Annotated in this window: 22 protein-coding genes; 18 read left to right on the forward strand and 4 right to left on the reverse strand. The window is 71.8% G+C overall.

Going from position 1 to position 25,591, the window contains the following annotated elements; genetic code table 11:
• Nucleotides 1-52 precede the first annotated feature (52 nt).
• Nucleotides 53-922 (forward strand): thioesterase family protein, encoded by an 870-nt coding sequence (locus tag N4G70_RS22025; protein ID WP_261714398.1) that lies wholly within the window; start codon nt 53-55, stop codon nt 920-922.
• A gap of 809 nt (nt 923-1,731) precedes the next feature.
• Here the strand turns inward: N4G70_RS22025 and N4G70_RS22030 are convergent.
• Nucleotides 1,732-2,352, reverse strand: coding sequence for a TetR family transcriptional regulator (locus tag N4G70_RS22030; protein ID WP_261714399.1), 621 nt, complete (start codon nt 2,350-2,352; stop codon nt 1,732-1,734).
• A 123-nt stretch (nt 2,353-2,475) separates the two neighbouring features.
• On the opposite strand from N4G70_RS22030, the gene N4G70_RS22035 reads away from it, so the two are divergent.
• The 3 genes from N4G70_RS22035 (at nt 2,476) to N4G70_RS22045 (ending at nt 4,143) form a co-directional block, all read left to right on the forward strand.
• Nucleotides 2,476-2,631 (forward strand): hypothetical protein, encoded by a 156-nt coding sequence (locus N4G70_RS22035; RefSeq protein ID WP_261714400.1) that lies wholly within the window; start codon nt 2,476-2,478, stop codon nt 2,629-2,631.
• A 2-nt stretch (nt 2,632-2,633) separates the two neighbouring features.
• Nucleotides 2,634-2,903, forward strand: a complete 270-nt coding sequence (locus tag N4G70_RS22040) for a DUF4190 domain-containing protein (protein WP_261714401.1) — start codon at nt 2,634-2,636, stop codon at nt 2,901-2,903.
• Between the two features lie 70 nt (nt 2,904-2,973).
• Nucleotides 2,974-4,143: a cysteine desulfurase family protein gene (locus N4G70_RS22045; protein WP_261714402.1), complete on the forward strand. Its 1,170-nt coding sequence runs from the start codon at nt 2,974-2,976 to the stop codon at nt 4,141-4,143.
• A gap of 111 nt (nt 4,144-4,254) precedes the next feature.
• On the opposite strand, the gene N4G70_RS22050 is transcribed toward N4G70_RS22045, so the two are convergent.
• Complete coding sequence (locus N4G70_RS22050) at nt 4,255-4,863, reverse strand: N-acetylmuramoyl-L-alanine amidase (protein ID WP_261714403.1); 609 nt, start codon at nt 4,861-4,863, stop codon at nt 4,255-4,257.
• 183 nt (nt 4,864-5,046) lie between these two features.
• Between N4G70_RS22050 and mnmA the strand changes: the two genes are divergently transcribed.
• A complete protein-coding gene (gene mnmA / locus N4G70_RS22055) occupies nt 5,047-6,192 on the forward strand; it encodes a tRNA 2-thiouridine(34) synthase MnmA (RefSeq protein WP_261714404.1) in 1,146 nt (381 codons plus the stop codon).
• An 11-nt stretch (nt 6,193-6,203) separates the two neighbouring features.
• On the opposite strand, the gene N4G70_RS22060 is transcribed toward mnmA, so the two are convergent.
• Nucleotides 6,204-7,151 (reverse strand): NADP-dependent oxidoreductase, encoded by a 948-nt coding sequence (locus N4G70_RS22060; protein WP_261714405.1) that lies wholly within the window; start codon nt 7,149-7,151, stop codon nt 6,204-6,206.
• A 115-nt stretch (nt 7,152-7,266) separates the two neighbouring features.
• Between N4G70_RS22060 and N4G70_RS22065 the strand changes: the two genes are divergently transcribed.
• Complete coding sequence (locus N4G70_RS22065) at nt 7,267-8,253, forward strand: GlxA family transcriptional regulator (protein ID WP_261714406.1); 987 nt, start codon at nt 7,267-7,269, stop codon at nt 8,251-8,253.
• A gap of 10 nt (nt 8,254-8,263) precedes the next feature.
• Here N4G70_RS22065 and N4G70_RS22070 read toward each other — a convergent pair whose 3' ends face one another.
• Nucleotides 8,264-8,593: a DUF427 domain-containing protein gene (locus tag N4G70_RS22070; RefSeq protein WP_261714407.1), complete on the reverse strand. Its 330-nt coding sequence runs from the start codon at nt 8,591-8,593 to the stop codon at nt 8,264-8,266.
• Between the two features lie 80 nt (nt 8,594-8,673).
• Between N4G70_RS22070 and N4G70_RS22075 the strand changes: the two genes are divergently transcribed.
• From N4G70_RS22075 to N4G70_RS22130, 12 genes are all read left to right on the forward strand, one after another.
• Entirely contained in the window at nt 8,674-9,213 is a 540-nt protein-coding gene (locus N4G70_RS22075) for a TIGR00730 family Rossman fold protein (protein ID WP_261714408.1), read from the forward strand.
• 39 nt (nt 9,214-9,252) lie between these two features.
• Entirely contained in the window at nt 9,253-9,942 is a 690-nt protein-coding gene (locus N4G70_RS22080; protein WP_261714409.1) for an SDR family oxidoreductase, read from the forward strand.
• A 40-nt stretch (nt 9,943-9,982) separates the two neighbouring features.
• A complete protein-coding gene (locus N4G70_RS22085; protein ID WP_261714410.1) occupies nt 9,983-11,008 on the forward strand; it encodes a methionine synthase in 1,026 nt (341 codons plus the stop codon).
• Between the two features lie 31 nt (nt 11,009-11,039).
• Nucleotides 11,040-13,235 carry an NAD-dependent DNA ligase LigA gene (ligA, locus tag N4G70_RS22090; RefSeq protein ID WP_261714411.1) on the forward strand — a complete coding sequence of 732 codons (2,196 nt, stop codon included), beginning with the start codon at nt 11,040-11,042 and terminating at the stop codon, nt 13,233-13,235.
• A 274-nt stretch (nt 13,236-13,509) separates the two neighbouring features.
• Entirely contained in the window at nt 13,510-15,627 is a 2,118-nt protein-coding gene (locus N4G70_RS22095; protein ID WP_261714412.1) for a bifunctional diguanylate cyclase/phosphodiesterase, read from the forward strand.
• A gap of 473 nt (nt 15,628-16,100) precedes the next feature.
• Nucleotides 16,101-16,397, forward strand: a complete 297-nt coding sequence (gatC, locus tag N4G70_RS22100; protein WP_003966094.1) for an Asp-tRNA(Asn)/Glu-tRNA(Gln) amidotransferase subunit GatC — start codon at nt 16,101-16,103, stop codon at nt 16,395-16,397.
• A 5-nt stretch (nt 16,398-16,402) separates the two neighbouring features.
• Nucleotides 16,403-17,896, forward strand: coding sequence for an Asp-tRNA(Asn)/Glu-tRNA(Gln) amidotransferase subunit GatA (gatA, locus tag N4G70_RS22105; protein WP_261714413.1), 1,494 nt, complete (start codon nt 16,403-16,405; stop codon nt 17,894-17,896).
• A complete protein-coding gene (locus N4G70_RS22110) occupies nt 17,893-18,132 on the forward strand; it encodes a hypothetical protein (RefSeq protein ID WP_120721241.1) in 240 nt (79 codons plus the stop codon). The genes gatA and N4G70_RS22110 overlap by 4 nt, the downstream gene beginning before the upstream one ends.
• Before the next feature lie 17 nt (nt 18,133-18,149).
• Nucleotides 18,150-19,658, forward strand: coding sequence for an Asp-tRNA(Asn)/Glu-tRNA(Gln) amidotransferase subunit GatB (gene gatB, locus N4G70_RS22115; RefSeq protein ID WP_261714414.1), 1,509 nt, complete (start codon nt 18,150-18,152; stop codon nt 19,656-19,658).
• A 794-nt stretch (nt 19,659-20,452) separates the two neighbouring features.
• Nucleotides 20,453-22,549, forward strand: a complete 2,097-nt coding sequence (locus N4G70_RS22120; protein WP_261714468.1) for a phosphocholine-specific phospholipase C — start codon at nt 20,453-20,455, stop codon at nt 22,547-22,549.
• 164 nt (nt 22,550-22,713) lie between these two features.
• The gene (locus tag N4G70_RS22125; protein WP_261714415.1) at nt 22,714-24,918 is read left to right on the forward strand and encodes an MMPL family transporter; all 2,205 of its coding nucleotides are present in this window, start codon (nt 22,714-22,716) and stop codon (nt 24,916-24,918) included.
• Nucleotides 24,919-24,952: 34 nt separating this feature from the next.
• The gene (locus N4G70_RS22130) at nt 24,953-25,522 is read left to right on the forward strand and encodes a GNAT family N-acetyltransferase (protein ID WP_261714416.1); all 570 of its coding nucleotides are present in this window, start codon (nt 24,953-24,955) and stop codon (nt 25,520-25,522) included.
• Nucleotides 25,523-25,591: the final 69 nt, after the last annotated feature.

Consider the following 25,591-nt stretch of genomic DNA (forward strand, 5'->3'; position numbering starts at 1 on the left):
GGCCGACAGAAAAAGCTACCGCTCAGTAATTTATCGGTGTACGGTGCTGCGCATGGCACAGGCATCGTCACAGGTACTCCCCGCCACGATCGGGGACAGCGAGTTCGACCGCGACACCGCGGTCACCCTGCGGGAAGCGGGGGTCTATGACGCGGAGCTCTCGGCGGGCTGGACCATCATCCACGCCGTCAACGGGGGCTATCTGCTCGCCCTGCTCGGCCGGGCGCTCGGCGACGCGCTGCCGCACCCGGACCCGTTCACCGTCTCCGCGCACTACCTCACGCCGTCCGTGCCCGGACCCGCGGTCATCCGCACCCAGGTCGTACGCGCCGGCCGCACCCTTTCGACCGGGCAGGCCTCGCTCTTCCAGTACGACGAGAGCGGCGCCGAGGTCGAACGCATCCGGGTGCTGGCCTCCTACGGGGACCTCGACGCCCTGACCGACGACATCCGCACGACCGCCACGCCCCCCGCGATTCCGCCGCTCTCGCACTGCATCGGCGCGACGGACGCCCCCGACGGCAGCCGCCCGCCGATCCCGGGCAGTTCCGCCATCACCGACCGGCTGATGCTCAAGCTCGACCCGACGACGCTGGGCTGGGCCGTGGGCGCGCCGTCCGGGAAGGGCGAGATGCGGGCCTGGTTCGGGCTCGCGGACGGACGCGACGCCGACCCGTTCTCGCTGCTGCTCACCGTCGACGCCCTGCCGCCGACCTCCTTCGAACTCGGCCTCAAGGGCTGGACCCCCACGGTCGAACTGACCACCCACATCCGCTGCCGCCCGGCACCGGGCCCCCTGCGGGTGTCCATCACCACGCGGAACCTGGCGGGTGGCTTCCTGGAGGAGGACGCGGAGGTCTGGGACACGGCGGACCGCCTGGTCGCCCAGTCCCGCCAGTTGGCCCGGGCGCCGCGGGGGTAGGGGGTCGGGGGTGGGGGTTTTCCCACCCGCCCGCCCGTGCGGGGGACTGGAGGGTGCGGCTCCTGGGGCTGTGCCCCAGACCCCCTGGGTGTTTGCCCACCCGCCCGCCCGTGCGGGGGGTTGGTGGGTGCGGCTTCTGGGGCTTCTGCTCCAGCCCCTGCGGGGGCTTCGTTCCCTGCACCGCTGGGGGTTCCCGCGTGCCCGCCCGCCCGTGCGAGGGGTTGGTGGGTGCGGCTCCTGGGGCTCGCCCCAGACTCCTGCGGGGACTTTGTTCCCTGCACCGCTGGGGGTTCCCGCGTGCCCGCCCGCCCGTGCGGGGGATTGGAGGGTGCGGCCCCTGGGGCTCGCCCCAGACTGCGGGGGCTTCGTCCCCTGCGCTCCTAGGGGTTTCCGCCTGCCCGTCCGCCCGGCCCGTGCAGGGGACTGGAGGGTGCGGCCCCTGGGGCTCGCCCCAGGCCCCGCGGGTACTTCCTCCCCTGCGCCCCCGCGGGACTTCGCGCCCCCCGCCAGAACCTCCCGCACCCTCGCCCTCCCGCGACGCGCCCTCAACTGCCCGGCTAGGTAGGCGAATTCAGCCCCTCCGGCGTTTGAGGAGCGGGGGTCTGGGGGCGGCGCCCCCAGGGGGTTGGCCGGGTCTGGGCAGGGGTGGGTTCTCGCCCCCGGAGGGTTTCGGGGAGGGGTGGGTGGGGGAGTCGAGGGGGCCGGAGCCCAGGGAGTGGGTCCGTTCCGGGGAGCCGAGCCGGCCAGGCCCTGTGGGGGGCGCACCTCAGGGTGACCCGAACCGGGGGCCGCAGGGCCCGCAGGCGGCGTCAGGACCCCGGGCGGTCAAGCCAGTGCCGGCGGCCCAGCGTCACCAGCCGCAACCGCGCCCGCGCCGTCGCGAGCACCGCCCCCTCCTCGCCCTCCAGCAGCGAGGACGCCGTCATCACCATGTGGTCGACGTACATCCCGCCCAGCATCCGCAGATCCGCCGACGACCACCCCACCGATTCCGGATCCGCACCGAGCGCCTCCGCCACCTCGTCCGCGAAGCGCCGCAGTTGTACCCCGATCGCCTCCCGGACCGGCGCGACCCCGCCATGTCGTTCGCGGGCGATGAAGCGGACGTGCGAGGGGTAGGCGAGGACATGGGCGGCGATCAACTCGACCGCCCGGTCGATGCGTTCGTCGCTCGCCCCGGTGGTGACGATCGCCGCCCGGATCGTCTCGTGGAGCGAGCCGAGCGCCTGCTCGACCAGGGCGACCCCCAGGTCGGCGGTGTCCTTGAAGTGCCGGTAGAACGCGGCCGGGGCCACCCCCACGGCGCGGGTGACCTCCCGGAGCCCGAGGCTGCTCAGGCTCTGGTGCTCCAGGAGCTGGAGCGCCGAGTCCATGAGGGCCTGGCGCGTCTTCTGCTTCTGGGCCTGCCGGATTCCGAGAGTGTGGCTCATTCCACTCAGTAAACATGTGTTCGCCGAAGTTGGGAAGACTAGACTCATGAGTCAGTGAACAGTTGTACTCCGAAGCATCGACGACGCCGGCCCCACGGAGCCGACCCGACAGAAAGGGATCCCATGCTTTTCCTCGTCGCCGCCCTCCTCCTGCTGGGGGTCGTGCTGGGCTCAGCGGCGCACCTTCCGCTCCCGGTCACCTTGGCCGTCGCCGGTGTCATCGGCGTCTGGCTGCTCGTCTTCGCCGCCCGCGAACGCTTCTCGCACCGGAAGGGCTGACCATGGAACTCGCAACGATCCGCCGCCGCACCCGGGACCGTGACGCCGACGGGATGGCCGTCGCGGCCTTCGTCCTCGGCCTGCTCGGGCTGCTCGTCATGAACGTCATCCTCGGCCCCATCGCCATCGTCCTGTCCTCCCTCTCGCTGCTGTACGGCACCAAGCGGCGCGGCCGGGCGATGCTCGGTCTGGGCCTGGGCGTGGCCGACCTCGCGGTCCTCGCGGCCCTCGCCATGGCCGACCACACCGTCTCGTGGGGCCTCAACGGCTGAGCCCTCGCGCCGGTCCTGGCCGGAACTGCGGCACGGCCCGCCCGCTACGGCTCGTAGAATCGGGCCCACCATGGCTTACCTCGACCACGCCGCGACCACTCCGATGCTTCCGGAGGCGGTCCAGGCGATGACCGCCCAGCTGACCGCCACCGGCAACGCGTCCTCGCTGCACGCCGCCGGCCGGCGGGCCCGCCGCACCGCCGAGGAGGCCCGCGAGGAACTCGCCGAGTCGCTCGGCGCCCGCCCCAGCGAGGTCGTCTTCACGGCCGGCGGCACCGAGGCGGACAACCTCGCCGTCAAGGGCCTGTACTGGGCCCGCCGGGACGCCGACCCGCGCCGCGTGCGCGTCCTGGCCAGCCCGGTCGAGCACCACGCCGTGCTCGACGCGGTCCACTGGCTCGCCGAGCACGAGGGCGCCACCGTCGAGTACCTGCCCGTGGACGCCCACGGCCGGGTGCACGCCGAAGCCCTGCGCGAGGCCATCGGGCGCAACCCCGACGACGTCGCCCTGGCCACCGTCATGTGGGCCAACAACGAGATCGGTACCGTCATGCCGGTGGCCGAACTCGCCGCGGTGGCGCGGGAGTTCGAGGTACCGCTGCACGCCGACGCCGTCCAGGCCTACGGCCAGCTCGAGGTGGACTTCGCCGCGTCCGGCCTCGCCGCCATGACCGTCTCCGGGCACAAAATCGGCGGCCCGTACGGCATCGGCGCCCTGTTGCTCGGCCGCGAGTACACCCCCGTACCCGTGCTGCACGGTGGCGGCCAGGAGCGGCACGTACGCTCCGGCACCCTGGACGTGCCCGCCATCGCCGCGTTCGCGGTCGCGGGACGGCTGGCCGCCGAGCGGCGCGGCGCGTTCGCGCGGGACATCGGCGGGCTGCGCGACCGCCTGGTGGAGGCCGTGCGCGATGCCGTGCCCGACGCGATCCTCGGCGGCGACCCGAGCCCGGCCGGCCGCCTGCCCGCCAACGCACACTTCAGCTTCCCCGGCTGCGAAGGCGACTCCCTCCTGCTGCTGCTCGACGCGCAGGGCATCGCCTGCTCCACCGGTTCGGCCTGTACCGCCGGTGTGGCCCAGCCCAGCCATGTGCTCCTCGCCACCGGCACCGATCCCGACCTGGCCCGCGGCACCCTGCGCTTCTCGCTCGGCCACACCTCCACCGAGGCGGACGTCGACGCGGTCGCCGAAGCCATCGGCCCCGCCGTCGAGCGGGCGCGCACGGCGGGTCTCGTCTGAGCCGTGGCACGCGCTCGCCCAAGCGCCCCGTACCAAACCCCGACGCCGAGCCCCGAACGCCAAGCTCCGAACCCCCGGCCCCGAATCCCGTGCTCCCGGCCGGGGCACGGCTCAGGCGCGGCCGGCCGCCGCTCCGACCAGCGAGATGTAGCGCGCCCAGTTCCAGTGCGGGCCGGGGTCGGTGTGATCGGTGCCCGGCACCTCCACGTGGCCCACGATGTGTGTGCGGTCCACGGATATTCGATAGCGCGCGCAGATCGCCGCGGTCAGCCGTGCCGAGGAGGCGTACATGGCGTCCGTGAAGGACGCGGCCTCCTCCACGAAGCCCTCGTGCTCTATGCCGACACTGCGCTCGTTGTACTTCCGGTTGCCCGAGTGGAACGCCACGTCCAACTCCCGCACCGTCTGCGCTATGTGGCCGTCCTTGCGCACCACGTAATGGGCGGCGGCCTTGTGGTCCGGGTCCTGGAACGCCTTGAGGGCGCTGGTGAAACCGCCCTGCACCACATGGATCACCACCCGGTCCACCGCGTAGTCGTCCGGCCGGTCCGCCATCCGCCAGTTCGCCGGATCGGCCGCGACCCACTGCGCTCCCGCGTAGTCCAGCTCTCCGGCCTTGCGCGGCCTGTGCGGCCGCGCCAGCGGTCTGTTCAGATAGCCGATCGCGCCGAGCGTCACCACCGCGCCCCCGATCAGCAGCCCCCTGCGGCTGGTCGCCATACGCCCCGCCCCCGTCGCTCCCCGTACCACTTCCCCGTGCGGTTTCCCGTACCGCTTTCCCCGCGAGGCCCGCGCCCTACCCGTACCCGGAGGGCCGGGACGACCTGGAGCGAACCCCTCTGAGATCCACAACGGATACTCCCGCGCTCCGGGTTCCCGATCCCACGTACCCTTACGAGTGCTATGACTCAGACTTCGCCGCAGCCCTCGCCGATGACCTCCCCCCGCCCCCTGCGGGTCCTCGCCGCCATGTCCGGCGGGGTGGACTCCGCGGTCGCCGCCGCCCGGGCCGCCGAGGCGGGACACGACGTCACCGGTGTGCACCTGGCGCTCTCCGCGAACCCGCAGTCCTTCCGCACCGGGGCCCGCGGCTGCTGCACCATCGAGGACTCCCGGGACGCCCGCCGCGCCGCGGACGTCATCGGCATCCCCTTCTACGTCTGGGACCTGGCGGAACGCTTCCGCGAGGACGTCGTCGAGGACTTCATCGCCGAGTACGAGGCCGGCCGCACGCCCAACCCGTGCCTGCGATGCAACGAGAAGATCAAGTTCGCCGCGCTGCTCGACAAGGCCCTCGCGCTCGGCTTCGACGCGGTGTGCACCGGCCACTACGCGACGGTCGTCCTGAACGAGGACGGCACCCGTGAGCTGCACCGCGCCAGCGACATGGCCAAGGACCAGTCGTACGTCCTCGGCGTGCTCGACGAGCGTCAGCTCGCCCACGCGATGTTCCCGCTCGGCGACACCCTCACCACCAAGGACGAGATCCGCGCCGAGGCCGAGCGCCGGGGCCTCGCGGTCGCCAAGAAGCCCGACAGTCACGACATCTGCTTCATCGCCGACGGCGACACCCAGGGCTTCCTCGCGAACCGCCTGGGCAAGGCCGAGGGCGACATCGTCGACGAGTCCGGCACGAAGATCGGCAGCCACGAGGGCGCCTTCGGCTTCACCATCGGCCAGCGCAAGGGCCTGCGCATCGGTCACCCGGCCGCCGACGGCAAGCCGCGCTACGTCCTGGACATCTCGCCGGTGAACAACACGGTAACCGTCGGCCCCGTCGAGGCGCTCGACGTCACCGCCCTCGGCGCGATCAAGCCCCGCTGGTGCGGCACGGCCCCGGACGGACCCGGGACGTACACCGCGCAGCTCCGCGCCCACGGCGGCGAGACCGAGGTGACGGCGGAGCTGGTCGACGACGTCCTCCATGTGACCTTCGCCGAGCCGGTCCGCGGTGTCGCCCCCGGCCAGGCGATCGTCCTGTACGACGGAACGCGCGTGGTGGGCTCGGCGACGATCGCGACGACCGAGCGGGCCGCCGCGACCGTCTGAGCTCCTGGCCGCTAGCCCACCCGGAGCACGATCTTGCCCTGCGTGCGCCCCCGCTCGCCGTACTCGTGCGCCTTGGCGGCGTCCGCCAGGTCGAACACCGAGTCGATCTCGACGCGCAGCCTGCCCTCCTCGACCAGCGCCGCGATCGCCCGCATGCCCGCCTGGTCCGGCTCCACCAGAGTGAAGCCCGCCCGGACGCCGAGGGCGGCGGCCTCCGTGCGCAGTGCGTCCTCGTCCGGGGACGAGATCGAGACCAGGGTGCCGCCCTGGCGCAGCACCTTCAGAGAGCGGCCGCCGTACTCGCCGCCGATGGGGTCGAGGACGACGTCGACGTCCCGCACCGCCTCGGTGAAGTCCACTGCCGTGTAGTCGATCAGCTCGTCCGCGCCGAGCCCGCGCAGGAAGTCGTGCTTGCCGGCGCGGGCCGTCCCGATGACGTACGCCCCGTGCGCCTTGGCGATCTGCACCGCGAGGTGGCCGACGCCGCCCGCCGCCGCGTGGATCAACACCCGCTGCCCGGTGGTCAGCCGGGCCGTCTCGACGAGCGCCTGGTACGCGGTGAGCGAGGCCAGCGGCAGGGCCGCCGCCTGGATGTGGTCGATCCCGGCGGGCTTGCGGACGAAGTGCCGGGCGGGGGCGGCGACGTACTCGGCGTACGCGCCCGCCTGGTGCGGGAAGAGCGGCATGCCGAAGACCTCGTCGCCGACCTCGTACAGGGTGACGCCGAGCCCCACCGCCTCGACCGTGCCGGACACGTCGAAGCCGAGGATCGGCGGCGTGGTCTCCCGCCCGAACGGGCCGTGCTCGCGGATCTTCCAGTCGGCGGGGTTGACGCCGGCGGCGTGCACACGCACCAGCACCTCGGTGGGGCCCGGCTCGGGGCGCTCGGTCCGGATCTCGGTGAGCACCTCGGGGCCGCCGAGGCGGGGGGAGCTCATGGCACGCATGGTCTGGGACATGTCTGATCCTTCACGGGGTGTTTTCGCTGGTGGGAGCCACCAACAGAGACAAGGCTGCGCCAGGGACGCCCCGCGTGGTGCTGGCCGTTTGGCCATGATGTGACAGAATCTGGCCATGACCGCAGAACCGGAACTCCACCGGGTGGCGGTGCTCGCCCTCGAAGGGGTGGTCTCCTTCGAGCTGGGCATCCCCTCCCGGATCTTCGACAGTGCCCGCGGGCCGGGCGGCGAGCGCCTCTACGAGGTGACCGTCTGCACCGCCGACGGGGGCCCGGTGCGTACCGAGGCCGGATTCTCGGTCACGGTCGACCATGGCCCCGAGGCGCTCGCCGCCGCCGACACCGTGGTGATCCCGCCCACCCACGACCTCGGCGCCATGGCCGAGGGAGGATCGCTGCCCGAGCCGCTGGCCCGCGCCTTCGACCTGATCCGGCCCGGCACGCGCATGGTCTCGATCTGCACGGCGTCCTATGTGCTGGCCGCGGCCGGCCTGCTCGACGGGCGGCCCGCCACCACCCACTGGTGCGACGCCACCGCCTTCGCGCGCACCTTCCCGCGCATCGACGTGGACCCGGGCGTGCTGTTCGTCGACGACGGCGACGTGCTGACCTCCGCCGGCGCCGCCGCCGGTATCGACCTGTGCCTGCACCTGGTGCGCCGCGACCACGGCAGCGCCGTCGCAAACCAGGCCGCCCGGCACTGCGTCGTCCCGCCGCACCGCGACGGCGGCCAGGCCCAGTACATCGAACGCCCGGTCCCCGAGCCGACCCTGGCCAGCACCGCCGCCACCCGCGCATGGGCCCTGGAACGCCTCCAGGAGCCGCTCTCGCTGGGCGAGATGGCCACCCACGCCCGGATGAGCCTGCGCACCTTCACGCGCCGCTTCCGCGAGGAGGCGGGGATGACCCCGGGCAGCTGGCTCACCTCCCAGCGCCTGGAACTCGCCCGCCAGCTCCTGGAGTCCAGCGACCTGCCGGTGGACCTGGTGGCCCACCGGGCGGGCTTCGGAACCGCCAACTCGCTGCGCCAGCACATGCGTTCCGTCCTGGGTGTCTCGCCGGTCGCCTACCGGCGCACCTTCCAGGTCGGCGCGCGGAGCTGAACAGGGCGCCCTACTCGGCGACGATCTCCACGTCGTAGAAGCAGAGGTGGTCCCTGATCTCGGCCACGTCCGGCTTCGGGTCGGGGTAGTACCAGACGAGGTCCGGCGCCTCGGGCAGCGACCAATAGGAGGCTGTGCCCTTGAACGGGCAATAGGAGTGGGTGTCCGAGGGTGTCAAGAGGTCCGTGCGGACGTCCTCGGGCGGCAGGTAGTAGCGGACCGGGAGACCCGTCTCGCGCAGCAGCAGCGGACGCGTGCTCTCGGCGAGCACCCGCCCGTCCCGAACGACCCGCACATGCTCGCTGCCCCGCTCGATGGTGATGCGATGTCCTGTCGTCATGTGAGGTGCAGCACCCGCCGGGCCGCGCTTCTTCCCTCGGGGCCCACGTGGCCCCGCTTCGTCTTTCGTAGGGTGGGCGCATGGATATCTGCGTCTTCCTCTCCGCGGCCGATCTCGACGAGCGCTACACGGGCCCGGCCCGGGAGTTCGCCGAACTCGTCGGCAAGGGCGGGCACACCCTGGTGTGGGGCGGCTCCGAGAGCGGCCTCATGAAGGTCGTGGCCGACGGCGTGCAGCAGGCGGGCGGCAGGCTCGTCGGGGTCTCCGTCGACTTCCTCGCGGCCAAGGCGCGCGAGAACGCCGACGAGATGGTCATCGCCAAGGACCTCGCCGAGCGCAAGGCGCTCCTGCTCGCCAAGTCGGACGCCGTCGTGATCATGGTGGGGGGCACCGGAACCCTGGACGAGGCCACCGAAATCCTGGAGCTGAAGAAGCACGGCAGGACCACCAAGCCCGTCGTCCTGCTGAACACCGCCGGCTTCTACGACGGCCTCAAGCAGCAGTTCCGCCGCATGGAGGAGGAGGGCTTCCTGCCCGTGCCCCTCACCGACCTGGTCTTCTTCGCCGAGGACGGTGTCGCCGCCCTCGCCTACCTGGAGGAGTCCGCCGGTATCCAGTAGTGCGGCGATCGCGTCGAAAGGAGTGCGAGCATGGCGGGTATGGCTACTCATCTGATCACCGGCGCCGGCTCCGGCATCGGCGCCGCCGTCGCGCGCCGACTGCACGAGCGCGGCGACGAGCTCATCCTGCTCGCGCGCGACGCCGGACGCGCCAAGGAGTTCGCCGCCCGCTACCCGGGCGCCCGCACCCTCGTCGGCGACCTCGGTGACCCCGACCGCCTCTCCTGGGCCTTCGACAAGCAACCGATGCCGGGACAGCTCGACTCGCTGCTGCACATCGCGGGCATCGTCGACCTCGGTCCCGTCGGCGACCTGCGCCCCAAGACCTGGCACCAGCAGCTCAACGTGAACCTCATCGCCCCCGCCGAGATCACCCGCCACGTACTGCCCCAACTGCGCGCCTCGCGCGGTCACGTGGTGTTCGTGAACTCCGGCGCCGGGCTCGCCGCGCACGCCGAATGGGGCGCGTACGCCGCCTCCAAGCACGGCCTCAAGGCGCTCGCCGACTCACTGCGTCACGAGGAGCACGCCAACGGCGTCCGCGTCACCTCGGTCTACCCGGGCCGCACCGCGAGTCCCATGCAGGCCAAGGTGCACTCGCAGGAGGGCAAGGAGTACGACCCGTCGAAGTTCATCGACCCGGAGTCGGTGGCCACCACCATCGTCATGGCCATCGACCTGCCGGCCGACGCCGAGGTCAACGACCTCACGGTGCGCCCCGGCAAGTAGCCCGCGCGGGTCCGTGCGCCCGGTTGCGTAGGCTTCCGGCGTGAGTGAACAGAGCAATTTCCCCTGGGGGCCCGCCACCGGCGTCGGTTCGATGCCGGGCGGCGACGCCCGGGAGACCGCGAAGACCGTCACCGGATCGCTGATCGGCGCCGAAGGGGCGGCCGGCGACTTCCCCCACCTCGCGGAACTGCCCGCGCGCGGACCCGGCGCCGACATGATCGGCCGCACCATCGGGCTCCTCGTCGAGATGTACGGACATGTGGAGCCCAGCGGCTGGCGGGTCGGCGACCGGCCCGGCCGCGACACCCGGCGGGCCAGGTCCTGGCTCGGCGAGGACCTGGACGCCCTGGAGGAATTCACCCAGGAGTACACCGGCCCGCTCAAGGTGCAGGCCGTCGGGCCCTGGACGCTGGCCGCCGCCCTGGAACTCAAGAACGGCGAGCTCTCGCTCGGCGACCCCGGCGCCTGCCGCGACCTCGTCGGATCGCTCGCCGAGGGCCTGCGCGACCACCTCGCCGACGTACGCCGCCGCGTCCCCGGCGCCCAGCTCGTGCTCCAGCTCGACGAACCCTCCCTCACCCCCGTCCTGCGCGGGCAGATCCGTACCGCCAGCGGATACCGCACCTACCGGGCCGTCGACCGGCAGGTCGTGGAGTCCGCGCTGCGTGAGGTGTTCGCCGTGCACGACGGGCCCGTGATCGTCCACTCCTGCGCCCCCGACGTCCCGTTCGCCCTGCTCCGCCGGGCCGGCGCGGCCGGGGTGTCGTTCGATTTCTCGCTGCTCACCGAGCGTGACGACGAGCAGATCGGCGAGGCCGCCGAGAGCGGCGTCAAGCTCTTCGCCGGAGTGGTGCCCCCCACCGACGGCCCATTGTCAGACCCGGCCGGTAGCGTCATGGGAGTCAGGACGCTGTGGCGCAGGCTGGGGCTGAATCCGGGGACTCTGGGCGAGTCCGTGGTGATCACCCCGACCTGCGGCATGGCGGGCGCGTCCCCGGCCCACGCCCGGGCCGCGCTCGCCCACTGCGTCCGGGCGGCGAGATCGCTCGCGGACAACCCTGAGTGACGGGGACAACGGGAAACGGGAGGACATGACGGTGGCTGGCGAACAGAACGCAGCGGTGCCGGCGGAGGCACGGGAGAAGCACGCGCTCCTCGCCGAACAGATCGAGGAGCACCGCTTCCGGTACTACGTCCGGGACCAACCGGTCATCAGCGACGGCGACTTCGACAAGCTGCTCCGCTCCCTCGAAGCCCTGGAGGACGAGCACCCCGAGCTGCGCACGCCCGACTCGCCGACCCAGAAGGTCGCGGGCGCCTACGAGACGGACTTCGCCTCGGTCGAGCACCGCGAGCGGATGCTGTCCCTGGACAACGCCTTCGACGACGAGGAACTGGCCGCCTGGTCCGAGCGCATCGCCAAGGACGTCGGCACCGGCTCCTACCACTACCTGTGCGAGCTGAAGGTCGACGGCCTCGCCGTGAACCTGACGTACGAACACGGCAGGCTGACCCGCGCCGCCACCCGCGGCGACGGCCGCACCGGCGAGGACATCACGCCCAACGTGCGCACCATCGCGGACATCCCGACCCGCCTCAAGGGCGACCGCATCCCCGCACTCGTCGAGATCCGCGGCGAGGTCTACTTCCCGATGGAGGCCTTCCAGGGCCTCAACGCCCGCCTGGTCGAGGCCGGCGACAAGCCGTTCGCCAACCCGCGCAACGCGGCCGCCGGATCGCTGCGCCAGAAGGACCCCAAGGTCACCGCCACGCGGCCGCTGCACATGGTGGTGCACGGCATCGGCGCCCGCGAGGGGTTCGACATCGACCGCCTCTCCCAGGCGTACGACCTGCTGCGCGAATGGGGCCTGCCGACCGCCCAGCACAACAAGGTCGTCAACTCCCTCGAAGAAGTACGGCAGTTCATCGCCTACATGGGTGAGAACCGGCACTCGGTGGTGGAGCACGAGATCGACGGCGTCGTCGTCAAGCTCGACGAGATCCCTCTCCAGGGCCGCCTCGGCTCCACCGCGCGCGCCCCGCGCTGGGCCATCGCCTGGAAGTACGCGCCCGAAGAGGTCAACACCAAGCTCATCAACATCCGCGTGGGCGTGGGCCGCACCGGCCGGGTCACGCCCTACGCCCAGGTCGAGCCGGTCACCGTGGCCGGCTCCGAGGTCGAGTTCGCCACCCTCCACAACCAGGAGGTGGTCAAGGCCAAGGGCGTCCTCATCGGCGACACCGTGGTGCTGCGCAAGGCCGGGGACGTCATCCCCGAGATCCTCGGCCCCGTCGCCGACCTGCGGGACGGCAGCGAGTACCCCTTCGAGATGCCCACCGAGTGCCCGGAGTGCGGCACCGGTCTGCGTCCGATGAAGGAGGGCGACATCGACCTGCGCTGCCCCAACGCACAGTCCTGCCCCGCCCAATTGAGGGAGCGCCTCTTCTACCTGGCGGGACGCAAGAGCCTCGACATCGAGAACTTCGGGTACGTGGCGGCCGCCGCGCTCACCAAACCCCTCGAACCGGCCACCCCGCCGCTGCGCGACGAGGGCGACCTCTTCGACCTCACGATGGATCAGCTCCTGCCCATCCGGGCGTACGTCCTGGACCAGGACAGCGGACTGCCCAAGCGCGACCCCAAGACGGGCGAGGAGAAGACCGCCCTCGTCTTCGCCAACATGAACGGCGAACCGCGCAAGAACGCCGTCTCCATGCTGGAGAACATCGCGGCCGCCAAGGAGCGCCCGCTCGCCCGCATCCTCACGGGTCTCTCCATCCGCCACGTCGGCCCGGTCGCCGCGGTGGCGCTGGCCCGCGAATTCCGCTCCATCGACCGCATCCAGCAGGCCGGCGAGGAGGAACTCGCCGCGGTCGAGGGCGTGGGCGCCATCATCGCGGCCTCCCTCAAGCAGTGGTTCGTCGAGGAGTGGCACCAGGAGATCCTGCGCAAGTGGAAGGCCGCGGGCGTGCGCATGGAGGACGAGAGCACCGGCGAGGACGAGGGGCCCCGCCCGCTGGAGGGGCTCACCGTCGTCGTGACCGGAACTCTTGAGCGGCACACCAGAGATGGCGCGAAAGAAGCGCTCCAGAGCCGCGGAGCCAAGGTCACCGGCTCCGTCTCCAAGAAGACGTCGTTCGTCGTCGTCGGCGACAGCCCCGGATCCAAGTACGACAAGGCGATGCAGCTGAAGGTTCCGGTTCTGGACGAGGACGGCTTCGCCGTTCTCCTGGAGCAGGGGCCCGAAGCGGCGAGAGAAGCCGCGATGCCCACCGCCCCAGAGGGGGAATGAGACTCAAACAAGGGTAGTAACAGGGGGCCTGGAGGCTGCGCGGAGTCACCCGTTCGGCGCATAGCAGACCGATGCGGGTGCCTGGGTCGCATTCGGGCAAGAGCTGTAGACCGCTGCCCGACAGTGCCCTTCGCGGCCTACTGTTGAGATGTGCGCCTGTCGTGCACGGCTGTTGACCCCTGATGTGGAGCGCTTGGGGTGGCACACCAGTCGTGGTGGCATGACATGGGGGCCATCGCGTGCACGGGCACCGCCGGCTGTGAGAGGGACGGGAATGAAACCGACCGAGAGCACCGCCCCGGCCGTGAGGCTGCGCGGGTTCACGGGCTTTTCGTCCAGGATGACGGCCGTCGTCACAGGCCTCGCGGGCGTGGTCCTCGCCACCGGCCTCTACCGCGCCGTCCAAGAGGGCGACGCCGTGTTCCCCGGCGGGACGACGGGCTGGTCGCTCGCCGTCCTCACCGGCATCATCATCGGCCACCTCGTCGCGCTCGGCCGTGACCGCTGGTGGGGCGGCACCGGCTCCGGCGCCGCCCTCACCCTCGCCGTACTGCTCCTGTACGGCTGGCTACCGGCCGCGCTCATCAGCCTCGCGGTGGTGGTCCTGGTCGGCGCGGCGCGCCGCAACCGCTGGCGTCAGGGCATGCTGCACGGCGCCGTGGACGTCCTCGGCATAGCCTCCGCCGGCCTGGTCCTGGCCGCGTTCGACGTCGTCCCGGCGGTGGCCCACCCGTGGTGGCCCACCCAGTGGAGCGTCGCCACCGTCCCCGAGATCGTCCTCGCCGCCGGCACCTATCTGCTGATCACCAGGATCCTGCTCTGGTACGCGCTCGCGCCCCGCGGCGGACTGCCCACGGTGGCCCGCACGGCCCTGCTCAGACAAGGTCTCGTGGCGGTCGCGCTGCTCGGCATCGCCCCGCTCATCTGCGTCGTCGCCATGTCGGTGCCCATCGTGCTGCCGCTGTTCGCGGTGCCGCTCGTCGCCCTCGACTCGACGCTGTGGATAGCCCGGGCCCGCGCCGAGGAACAACTGCGCGACCCGCTCACCGGGCTCCCCAACCGCCAATGGCTCCTGGAGCGCACCTGGTCGGCCCTGGAGGAGGCGGAGAACACCGGCACCCGCTCGGCCCTCGTCCTCATCGACCTGGACCGCTTCCGCTCGGTCAACGACACCCTCGGCCACCTCGCCGGAGACCGCCTCCTCCTCCAGATAGCCGAACGGCTGCGGACCGCTCTGCCGCGCGGCGCGGAGGCGGCCAGGCTCGGCGGCGACGAGTTCGCCGTGCTGCTGCCCGTCTGCGACTCCGCGACCAGCGTCATGCGCACCGCCCGCGCCCTGGTCGCCGAGCTGTCCTCGCCGCTCGACCTCGACGGGCTGACCCTCGTCCTGGAGGCCAGCGCGGGTGTGGCGCTCTTCCCCGACCACGCCCTGGACGCCGAGGGGCTGCTGCGCCGGGCCGACGTCGCGATGTACCAGGCCAAGCGGGACCGTACGGGCGTGGAGGTCTACGAGTCCAAGCGCGACTCCAACACCCCTGACCGGCTCGGCCTGTTGGGCGATCTGCGGCGCGCGCTCGACGCCGGGGACGTGGAGCTGCACTACCAGCCGAAGGTCCAGTTCGACGGCCGGGTGGCGGGGCTCGAAGCCCTGGTGCGCTGGGTGCACCCCGAGCGCGGGCGGGTCTCTCCCGACGAGTTCATCGCGATCGCCGAGTCCAGCGGGCTGATGCCGCACCTCACCGAGTACGTCCTGGAGACCGCGCTCGCCCAGGTCGCCCGGTGGCGCGCCCAGGGTCTTGACGTTCCGGTCGCCGTCAACGTCTCCCCGCGCGACGTCCACACCCCGGGCTTCGCGGGAGCCGTCGCCGCCCGGCTCGCCCGGCACGGCGTGCCGCCCGGCTCGCTCCAACTGGAGATAACCGAACACGTCCTCCTTGAGGACCCGCAGCGGGCCGCCGACACCCTCGCCGGTCTCACCGCCCACGGCGTCAAGATGTCCCTCGACGACTTCGGTACGGGGTACTCCTCGCTGGTCCACCTCAGGCGGCTGCCGGTCAGCGAGCTGAAGATCGACCGCTCGTTCGTCGCGCGGCTCGCCATCGACACCGAGGACGCGGAGATCGTCCGCTGCACCGTCGACCTCGCCCACTCGCTCGGGCTGCTCGTGGTCGCGGAGGGGGTCGAGGACGACGAGACGTGGGAGCGGCTGCGGGACCTCGGCTGCGATGCGGTGCAGGGGTGGTTGGTGGCCGCCGCGATGCCGCCGGCGGAGGCGACGGCCTGGCTGCTCGCCCGTGGCGACTCCGGGTGGCACCGGCCCGCCGAGATCGCGGCGGCGGCCGCCCGCGCCCAGGCCGAAGCGGCCCGCACCTCGGGCCAGCCCGTCCAATAACCCCCTGGGGCTCCGCCCCAGACCCCGCATCGCGCCTGAACGGCGCTCGTCCTCAAACGCCGGACAGGCTGAAATGCCCCGCTGCGGGCCCGCACCAGTGCCGCTAAGGGGCGCGGGGAACTGCGCGACCAGCCACGCACGGCCCGCAGACGAAAGCGGGTTTCAGGGGCGCGGGGAACTGCGCGATCAACCCCGCACGGTCCGCGGACGGAGGGGCTTTTGGGGGCGCGGGGAACTGCGCGAGGAGCGACCGAGGCCCGCGGACGAAGGGGCATCTAGGGGCGCGGGGAACTGCGCGATCGGCCCCGTACGGTCTGCGGCGAGAGGCGGGTTGTGGGGGCGCGGGGAACCGCGCGAGAGGCGGGCGGAGTGCCCAGGGTTGAGAGGGTCGGGGATATCCGTTTCGTGGTGTGGGGGCACCGCCCCATAGGATTGGGGCCACACCACACTCACTCACCCCTGAGGATCGCTGCATGCCTGGCATTACGCGCGAGGAGGTCGCCCACCTCGCCCGGCTGGCGCGTCTGGAGCTGAAGGGCGAAGAGCTCGACCACTTCGCCGGACAGCTCGACGACATCATCGGCGCGGTCGCCCGCGTCTCCGAGGTCGCCGACCAAGACGTACCCCCGACCTCCCACCCGCTGCCGCTGACCAATGTCATGCGCGCGGACGAGGTCCGTCCGTCGCTCACCCCCGCGCAGGCGCTCTCCGGCGCCCCGGCCCAGGAGCAGCAGCGTTTCAAGGTGCCGCAGATCCTGGGGGAGGACTAATCACCATGACGGACATCATCAAGCTCACCGCGGCCGAGATCGCCGCGAAGATCGCGTCCGGCGAACTCACCGCCGTCGAGGTCACCGAGGCCCACCTGGCGCGCATCGAGGCCGTCGACGAGAAGGTCCACGCCTTCCTGCACGTCGACCGCGAGGGCGCGCTCGCGCAGGCCCGCGCCGTCGACGCCAAGCGTGCGGCCGGCGAGAAGCTCGGCCCGCTGGCCGGCGTGCCCCTGGCCCTGAAGGACATCTTCACCACCGAGGGCATCCCGACCACCGTCGGCTCGAAGATCCTCGAAGGCTGGATCCCGCCGTACGACGCGACGCTCACCAAGCGCCTCAAGGACGCCGACGTCGTCATCCTCGGCAAGACCAACATGGACGAGTTCGCCATGGGGTCGTCGACGGAGAACAGCGCGTACGGGCCGACCGGCAACCCGTGGGACCTGACCCGGATCCCGGGCGGCTCCGGCGGTGGGTCGAGCGCGGCCCTCGCCTCCTACGAGGCCCCGCTCGCCATCGGCACGGACACCGGCGGCTCCATCCGCCAGCCCGCCGCCGTCACCGGCACCGTCGGCGTCAAGCCGACCTACGGCGCGGTCTCCCGCTACGGCATGGTGGCGTTCAGCAGCAGCCTCGACCAGGGCGGCCCCTGCGCCCGTACGGTCCTGGACGCGGCGCTGCTCCACGAGGTCATCGCCGGGCACGACCCGCTCGACTCCACGTCCATCGACGCCCCGGTCCCGCCGGTCGTCGAGGCCGCCCGCAACGGCAGCGTCTCGGGCATGCGCGTCGGCGTCGTCAAGCAGTTCTCCGGCGAGGGCTACCAGGCCGGCGTCGTCCAGCGGTTCAACGAGTCGGTCGAACTGCTGAAGTCCCTCGGCGCCGAGATCGTCGAGCTGGACTGCCCGTCCTTCGACCTGGCCCTGTCGGCGTACTACCTGATCGCGCCGTCCGAGTGCTCCTCCAACCTGGCCCGCTTCGACGCCATGCGCTACGGCCTGCGGGTCGGCGACGACGGCACGAAGTCCGCCGAGGACGTCACCGCGCTGACCCGCGAGGCCGGCTTCGGCGACGAGGTCAAGCGCCGCATCATCCTCGGTACGTACGCGCTGAGCTCCGGCTACTACGACGCGTACTACGGCTCGGCCCAGAAGGTCCGCACGCTGATCACCCGGGACTTCGAGAAGGCCTTCGAGCAGGTCGACGTGATCGTCTCGCCGACCACGCCCACCACCGCCTTCCCGATCGGCGAGCGCGCCGACGACCCGATGGCGATGTACCTCGCCGACCTGTGCACCATCCCGACCAACATGGCGGGCAACGCCGCCATGTCGCTGCCCTGCGGTCTCGCGCCGGAGGACGGCCTCCCGGTCGGGCTCCAGATCATCGCCCCCGCCATGAAGGACGACCGTCTGTACAAGGTCGGCGCCGCCGTCGAGGCCGCCTTCGTGGAAAAGTGGGGACACCCGCTGCTCGAGGAGGCTCCGTCGCTGTGAGTGCACTGACCAAGGCCAAGGGATTCAAGAAGTCCAAGGCCGGCACGTACCTGTCCATCGGCACCACCGCCTTCGGTGCCATCAGCGTCGTCAAGCAGGCCAAGAAGGCCCGCACCGAGAACGACACGCTGAAGCTGATCGACGCCGTCGTCTCCGCCGCCGCCATCGCCACCGGTGTCGCCATCCTGCTGCGCGAGCTCAAGCGCATCGGTGACGACGACGTCCTGTTGGGCTGAGAGGGAAGTTTTTCACCGTGACCGTCACTGATCTGGTCTCGTACGAGGACGCCCTCGCGTCGTACGACCCCGTCATGGGCCTTGAGGTCCATGTCGAACTCGGCACCAAAACCAAGATGTTCTGCGGCTGCTCCACCGAGCTGGGTGCCGAGCCCAACTCGCAGACCTGCCCCACCTGCCTCGGCCTGCCCGGCTCGCTGCCGGTCGTCAACGCGATCGGCGTCGAGTCGGCCGTCAAGATCGGTCTCGCGCTGAACTGCGAGATCGCCGAGTGGTGCCGGTTCGCCCGGAAGAACTACTTCTATCCGGACATGCCGAAGAACTTCCAGACCTCGCAGTACGACGAGCCGATCGCCTTCAACGGCTATCTGGACGTCCAGCTGGAGGACGGCGAGATCTTCCGCGTGGAGATCGAGCGCGCCCACATGGAGGAGGACACCGGCAAGTCCACCCACGTCGGTGGCGCGACCGGCCGCATCCACGGCGCCTCGCACTCGCTCCTGGACTACAACCGCGCGGGCATCCCGCTCATCGAGATCGTCACCAAGCCGATCGAGGGCGCGGGCGAGCGGGCCCCCGAGGTCGCCAAGGCGTACGTGGCCGAGCTCCGCGAGGTCATCAAGGCGCTCGACGTCTCCGAGGCCCGCATGGACAAGGGCCAGATGCGCTGCGACGTGAACCTGTCGCTTCGCCCGCACGGCGTCGAGAAGTTCGGCACCCGCTCGGAGACCAAGAACGTCAACTCGCTGCGCTCCGTGGAGCGGGCGGCACGCTTCGAGATCCAGCGGCACGCGGCCGTGCTGTCGTCGGGCGGCACGATCGTGCAGGAGACCCGTCACTTCCACGAGGAGGACGGGTCCACCACCTCGGGCCGTATCAAGGACAACGCCGAGGACTACCGCTACTTCCCCGAGCCGGACCTGGTGCCGGTGGCTCCCGCGCGCGCGTGGGTCGAGGAACTGCGTGCGGGGCTCCCCGAGATGCCCCGGGTGCGCCGCAACCGGCTCCGTGAGGAGTGGAGCGTCACCGAGCACGACATGCAGTCGATGCTCAACGCCGGCGCGGTCGACCCGATCGTCGCGACGATCGCGGCCGGGGCGGACGCGGCCGCGGCCCGCAAGTGGTGGATGGGCGAGCTCGCCCGCAACGCCAACGAGCGGGGCGTCGCGCTCGACGAGCTGCCCGTCACCCCGGAGCAGGTCGCCCGGGTCGCGGCGCTCGTCGCCGCGGGCGACCTCAACGACAAGCTGGCGCGCCAGGTCATCGAGGGTGTCCTCGCGGGTGAGGGCGACCCGGACACGGTCGTCGAGAAGCGCGGTCTGAAGGTCGTCTCGGACGAGGGCGCGCTCGGTGCGGCCGTGGACGAGGCCATCGCGGGCAACGCGGCGATCGCGGACAAGATCCGGGGCGGCAAGGTGCAGGCCGTTGGCGCGCTGGTCGGCGCGGTCATGAAGACCACGCGCGGTCAGGCGGACGCGGCCCGCGTCAAGGAGCTCATCCTGGAGCGGCTGGGCGTCGAGGGCTAGCCCTTCGATCCCGTGAAGGGGCGGCTGCCACCGGTGAGTTGACCGGGGTGGCCGCCCTTTTGTGATCCCCACCCCGCCCCTTCCCGAGACCCTCCGGGGGTGTGGGGGTGCCGACCGTTTCCTGGGGCTCCGACTCAGACCCCGTAACGCGCCTGAACGGCGCTCGTCCTCAAACTCCCCCAAGGCCTTAAGGGCCAGGGGGGACCCCCATGACAGGCTGAAGGTGCCCCCGCACCGAGTCGTCAAGGGCCGCGGGGCTGTCCCATACATGCGGCTCCGCCGCGCGGGCGCGACAAGCGACTTCGACCCGCGGGCCGAGGGGCCTTTAGGGGCGAGGGGCTGTGCCATATATGCGGCTCCGCCGCCTGGGCGCGACAAGCGACTTCGACCCGCGGGCCCAAGGGCCTTTAGGGGCGCGGGGAACTGCGCGACCAGCCACGCACGGTCCGCAGATGAGAAGGCATTTTGCCGGCACGGTCCGCAGGAACGGGAGGAGTTGGGGGCGCGGGGAACTGCGCAAAAAAGGGGGGCCGCCGTGCCGGGCGGGGTTAGGGGCGCGGGGAACTGCGCGACCAGCCACGCACGGTCGCAGGAGCAAGAGGAGTTGGGGGCGCGGGGAACTGCGCAAAAAGGGGGCGGGCCGCAGGGGCGGGGCGTTGGGGGTGGGAACCGGCGGCGTTCATCCCGGGGCCGGGGCGGGGCCTTCTCGTGGACACCCCGGGTCGCTAGCGTTCCCCGAAACCTTTCACACGGCCCGGGAGGCCCACTTGCCCACGGACAACGCAGACGGCGGGATTTCACGGCGACGACTCTTCGCGCTGGGCGGAGGCGCCCTCGGCGCCGCCGCGGCCGGCTCGTTGCTGCCGCCGTCGTTGCAGTCGGCGATGGCCGCAGGACCGCCGGCCGGAGGGCTGAGCGCGGTCAAGCACGTCGTGATCCTCATGCAGGAGAACCGGTCCTTCGACCACTACTTCGGCACGCTGCGCGGTGTGCGCGGCTTCGGCGACCGCAACGCCCTCCAACTCCCCGGCAAGAAGCCGGTGTTCGAGCAGCCGGGGCCGCTCGGCAGCACCGTCCTGCCCTTCCCCGTGCGCGGGGCCGCCGCGGCCCAGCACAAGGACCTCCAGTACATAGGCGCCCTCGACCACTCCTGGAGCGGCGGCGCCAAGGCCTGGAACGGCGGTTGGATGGACAACTGGGTGTCCGCCAAGACCTCGGCGACGATGGCGTACTACGACCGGCAGGACATCCCGCTGCACTACGAGCTCGCCGACACCTTCACCGTCTGCGACGCCTACCACTCCTCCATCCACAGCTCCACCAGCCCCAACCGCAACCACCTGTGGAGCGGGAAGACGGGCTTCGAGCCGAACGGGCAGCGGGCCGTCGGCAACGACGCGTACGACGAGGGCACCCACCCCGGGTACGACTGGGGGACCTACGCCGAGCGGCTGGAGAAGGCCGGGCGGAGCTGGAAGACGTACACCGAGTGGGAGAACTTCACCGACAACCAGATCGAGTTCTTCACCACCTTCAAGGCGATCGCGCGCAAGGCCCTGGCCAAGACCGGCGGCCACACCTTCATGGAGTCCTTCTACTCCGCTGTACGCGACACCACCGACAACGCCGAGCGTCAGAGGCTCCTCGGCCTGCTCGATCAGGGCGTGGCCACGCTCACCAAGGCCGAACGCAGCCTGTTCGAGCGGGGGTTGAGGCGGGTCCCGACCGGCACGCTGGCCGACGCCTTCGGCAAGGACGTAGCCGCCGGTACGCTGCCCGAGGTCTCCTATCTGGTGCCCTCCGCGCTCGACTCCGAGCACCCCAGCGTCTCCTCGCCCGTGCACAGCGCCACCATCGTCTACAAGGTGCTGGACGCGCTCGGCAAGCACCCCGACGTCTGGCGGCACACCGTCGTCCTCATCAACTACGACGAGAACGACGGCTTCTTCGACCACGTCCCGCCGCCCGTCGCGCCCCCCGAGGTGACCGACGAGCAGTGGCAGGGCAAGCCCACCGGGCTCGGCGCGCGGGTGCCGATGCTGGTCGTCTCGCCGTGGAGCGTCGGCGGCTACGTCTGCTCCGAGGTCTTCGACCACACCTCCGTGATCCGCTTCCTGGAGCGCTGGACCGGGGTGCGCGAGCCCAACATCAGCGCCTGGCGGCGCACCGTGGCCGGCGATCTGACCTCCGCCTTCGACTTCAAGCGCGGCAGGCCGCAGCCCGCGGTCGCCCGGCCGGGGCCCATCCCGCCGCTGAGCGGCCGCTGGCGGCCCGAGCCGCCCGCCCAGCAGCGCATGCCCGTCCAGGAGGAGGGCACCCGGCCCGCCCGGCCGCTGCCCTACCGGCCGGACGCGCACGCGAAGGTGGTGGACGGCGCGCTCCAGGTGCAGCTCAGCAACACCGGCCCAGCCAGCGCCCACTTCGCGCTCTATCCGTACGCCAAGGAGTTCGCCGGGCCGCAGCACAAGGACGTAAGGGGCAAGGCGCAATGGAGTGTGCCCCTTACTGGTGGCACTGGCGGCGCCTACAGGTTCACGATCACCGGGCCGAACGGGTTCCGGCGCGAGTTCGAGGGCGCCGGGGCCACCGACGCCGCCGAGGTGACCACCTACCTCGACCACCACGACCGCGATGTGCATCTGACGCTGCGCAACCGGGGCCGTCGGCCCGTCACGTTCGTCGTGCGGCCGCTCGGCTACGCCGACGAGGCCGATGTGCGCGACTGGAGGCGGACCGTCACGGTCAAGCCGGGACGCAGCCGCACCGTGGTGCACTCCGCCGCCGACGCGCACGGCTGGTACGACCTCGAAGTGACCGCGGACGACGGCGCCGGCTTCCGCAGGCGGTTGATGGGCCACATCGAGAACGGCCGCCCGAGCGTCTCCGGCTGACCCCGGCGAGCGGGGCACCCCCGACACGGCCTGTGAGTAAGGCCACGAAAGGGACAAACGATCACTATTGGCTGCCAGAGTGGCTGACGCGCGGATCGCGCGCGTCTCCACTCTGTGCGGGCTGTTCCCGGTAGAAGAGCCACAAGTCATCCGGGAGCACTCTGTTGGCCGCCCTCGCGCGCTGGTGCGTCAGGCACCGCCTCGTCGCCGTACTGCTCTGGCTCCTCGCGCTCGGTGCCACCACGGCCGGCGCCGCGGTGGCCGGGTCCGCGTTCTCCAACGACTACGAGGTCCCCGGCACCGAGTCCGGCCGGGCGAGCGCCCTGCTGGACGCCGCGTTCCACGGCCGGGGCGGCGACACCGACACGATCGTCTGGCACACCGCGTCCGGTTCGGTCCGTGACCCCGGCGTACGACAGACGATGGAACGCACCCTCGGGCAGGTGGCCGAACTGCCCGGCGTCGCCTGGGTGTCCGGCCCCTACGGCGCCGAGGGCGCGGCGCGCATCAGCGCCGACGGGCGTACCGCGTACGCGGCGGTCACCTTCGCGGAGCAGGCCGACGACATTCCCGGGGCCCAGGTCCGCGCGGTCGTCGACACGGTGGGCGCCGCCCGCTCCACCTCCCTCGACATCGCTCTGGGCGGCAGCGCGGTCGGGCTCACCGAAGCACCCTCCGCGCACCTCAGCGAGGTCGTCGGCGTGGTGGTCGCGGCCCTCGTCCTGTTCCTCGCCTTCGGCTCGTTCGCCGCGAGTCTGCTGCCCATCGCGACCGCCCTGATCGGCGTCGGCACCGCGTACGCGGGCATCTCCCTGCTCGGCCACGTCCTGACCGTCGCCGACTTCGCGCCCATGCTCGGCGTGCTCATCGGGCTCGGCGTCGGCATCGACTACGCCCTGTTCATCGTGGTCCGGCACCGGCGCGGACTGCGCGGGGGACTGGGCGTCGACGAGGCGGCCCGCGCCGCGGTCGCCACCACCGGACGCGCCGTCGTCTTCGCCGGGGCGACCGTGTGCATCGCGCTGCTCGGCATGCTGGTGCTGCGCCTGAGCTTCCTCAACGGCGTCGCCGTCGCGGCCTGCCTCACCGTCGTCCTGACCGTCGCCGCCTCCGTCACCCTGCTGCCCGCGCTGCTCTCGTACATCGGGATGCGCGCGCTGAGCCGCCGCGAGCGCCGAAGCCTCGCCGCTCACGGGCCGCGGCCCGAGCCGCCCGCCGGGTTCGCCGCCCGCTGGTCCGCGTTCGTGGAGCGCCACCCCAAGCTGCTCGGCACGGCCGCGGCCGGCGTGATGCTCGTCCTCGCGCTGCCCGCGCTCTCCCTGCACCTCGGCACCTCCGACCAGGGCAACAACCCCGCGAAATCGACCACGCGGCAGGCCTATGACCTCCTCGCGGAGGGCTTCGGAGCGGGCGTCAACGGGCCGTTGACCGTGGTCGCCGAACTCCAGGGCCCCACCGACCGGCTCGCCATGGACCGGCTGCCCGACGTGCTGCGCGCCACCGGCGGCGTCGCCTGGGTGAGCCCGGTGACGTACAACGGCAGTGGCAGCACCGCCGTCCTGACCGTCGTGCCGGACTCCGCGCCCCAGTCGCGCGACACCAGCGACCTCGTCGACCGGCTGCGGCACGACGTGCTGCCGGCGGCCGAGCGGGGCAGCTCCCTGACGGCGCACGTCGGCGGGGTGACCGCGAGTTACGACGACTTCGCGGCGGTCATCGTCGGGAAACTCCCGCTGTTCGTCGGCGTGGTGATCACTTTGGGCTGCCTCCTGCTGCTGCTCGCCTTCCGCTCGATCGGCATCCCGCTCAAGGCCGCCGTGATGAACGTGATGGCGGTGGCCTCCGCGTTCGGCATCGTCGTCGCCGTCTTCCAGTGGGGCTGGGGCAGCGAGCTCCTGGGGCTCGGCCGGTCCGGACCGATCGAACCGTTCCTGCCCGTGATCATGGTCTCGGTGCTCTTCGGTCTGTCCATGGACTACCAGGTGTTCCTGGTCAGTCGCATGTACGAGGAGTGGCTGGAGACCGGCGACAACCGGCGGGCGGTGCGGGTGGGCCTCGCCGAGACCAGCCGCGTGATCAACTCCGCGGCCGTGATCATGATTTCGGTCTTCCTCGCGTTCGTGCTCAGCGGGGACCGGGTGATCGCCATGTTCGGCATCGGCCTCGCGGCGGCCGTCGCCCTCGACGCGTTCGTCCTGCGCACCCTGCTCGTGCCCGCCCTCATGCATCTGCTCGGCGGCGCCAACTGGTGGCTGCCCGCCCGCCTGGAGCGATGGCTGCCCAGGATCGGCATCGAGGCGCCCGCGGGTCCCCGTGCGAGGATTCCGGAGCCGTCGGCGGCCGAGCGGGCCGACCACCTCGTGCCGTAGCGGGCACGCGTACGCAGCAGCCAAAGGAGCGGGGATGTTCGCAGTATCACTGGGCGACGACGGGGCGGAGCTCCGCCCCCTGGAGCCGTGGCAGGCCGGGGAATTCCTCACCCACATGGACCGGGGGCGGGAGTTCATCGGCACCCATATCGCGCTGCCCGACTTCGTCACCGACCCGGTCTCGGCCCGCGCCTACCTCCAGGGCTACGCGGACAAGACGGCAGCCGACACCGGGCGCCTGTACGGCATCTGGCTCGACGGCACCCTGGTCGGCGGCGTGCTGTTCCGGATCTTCGAAGCGGCGCAGGGCACCTGTGAGGTCGGCTGCTGGCTGGAGCCGGCGGCGGTCGGACGCGGCCTGATCACCCGCGCGATCTCCGTGCTGATCGACTGGGCCGTGGACGTGCGCGGCATGCACCGCGTCGAGTGGGTGGCCTCCGCCGAGAACACCCCCAGCATCAACGTCGCCAAGCGGCTCGGCATGACCCGGGACGGGGTGCGCCGCGAGAGCTACCTCTACCGAGGGGTGCGCCACGACAGCGAGATCTGGGCCGTGCTGGCCGACGAGTGGCGGGCGGCACGGGCGGCGCGGGCGGCGCGCTGAGCGCGTGGACAGTGCGGGCGAGCGGCGCGAACGGGGCGGGCGGGCGTCGGACAGTGCGGGCGAGCGGCG

It is taken from the genome of Streptomyces sp. ASQP_92, assembly GCF_025399895.1.
GTDB lineage: Bacteria > Actinomycetota > Actinomycetes > Streptomycetales > Streptomycetaceae > Streptomyces.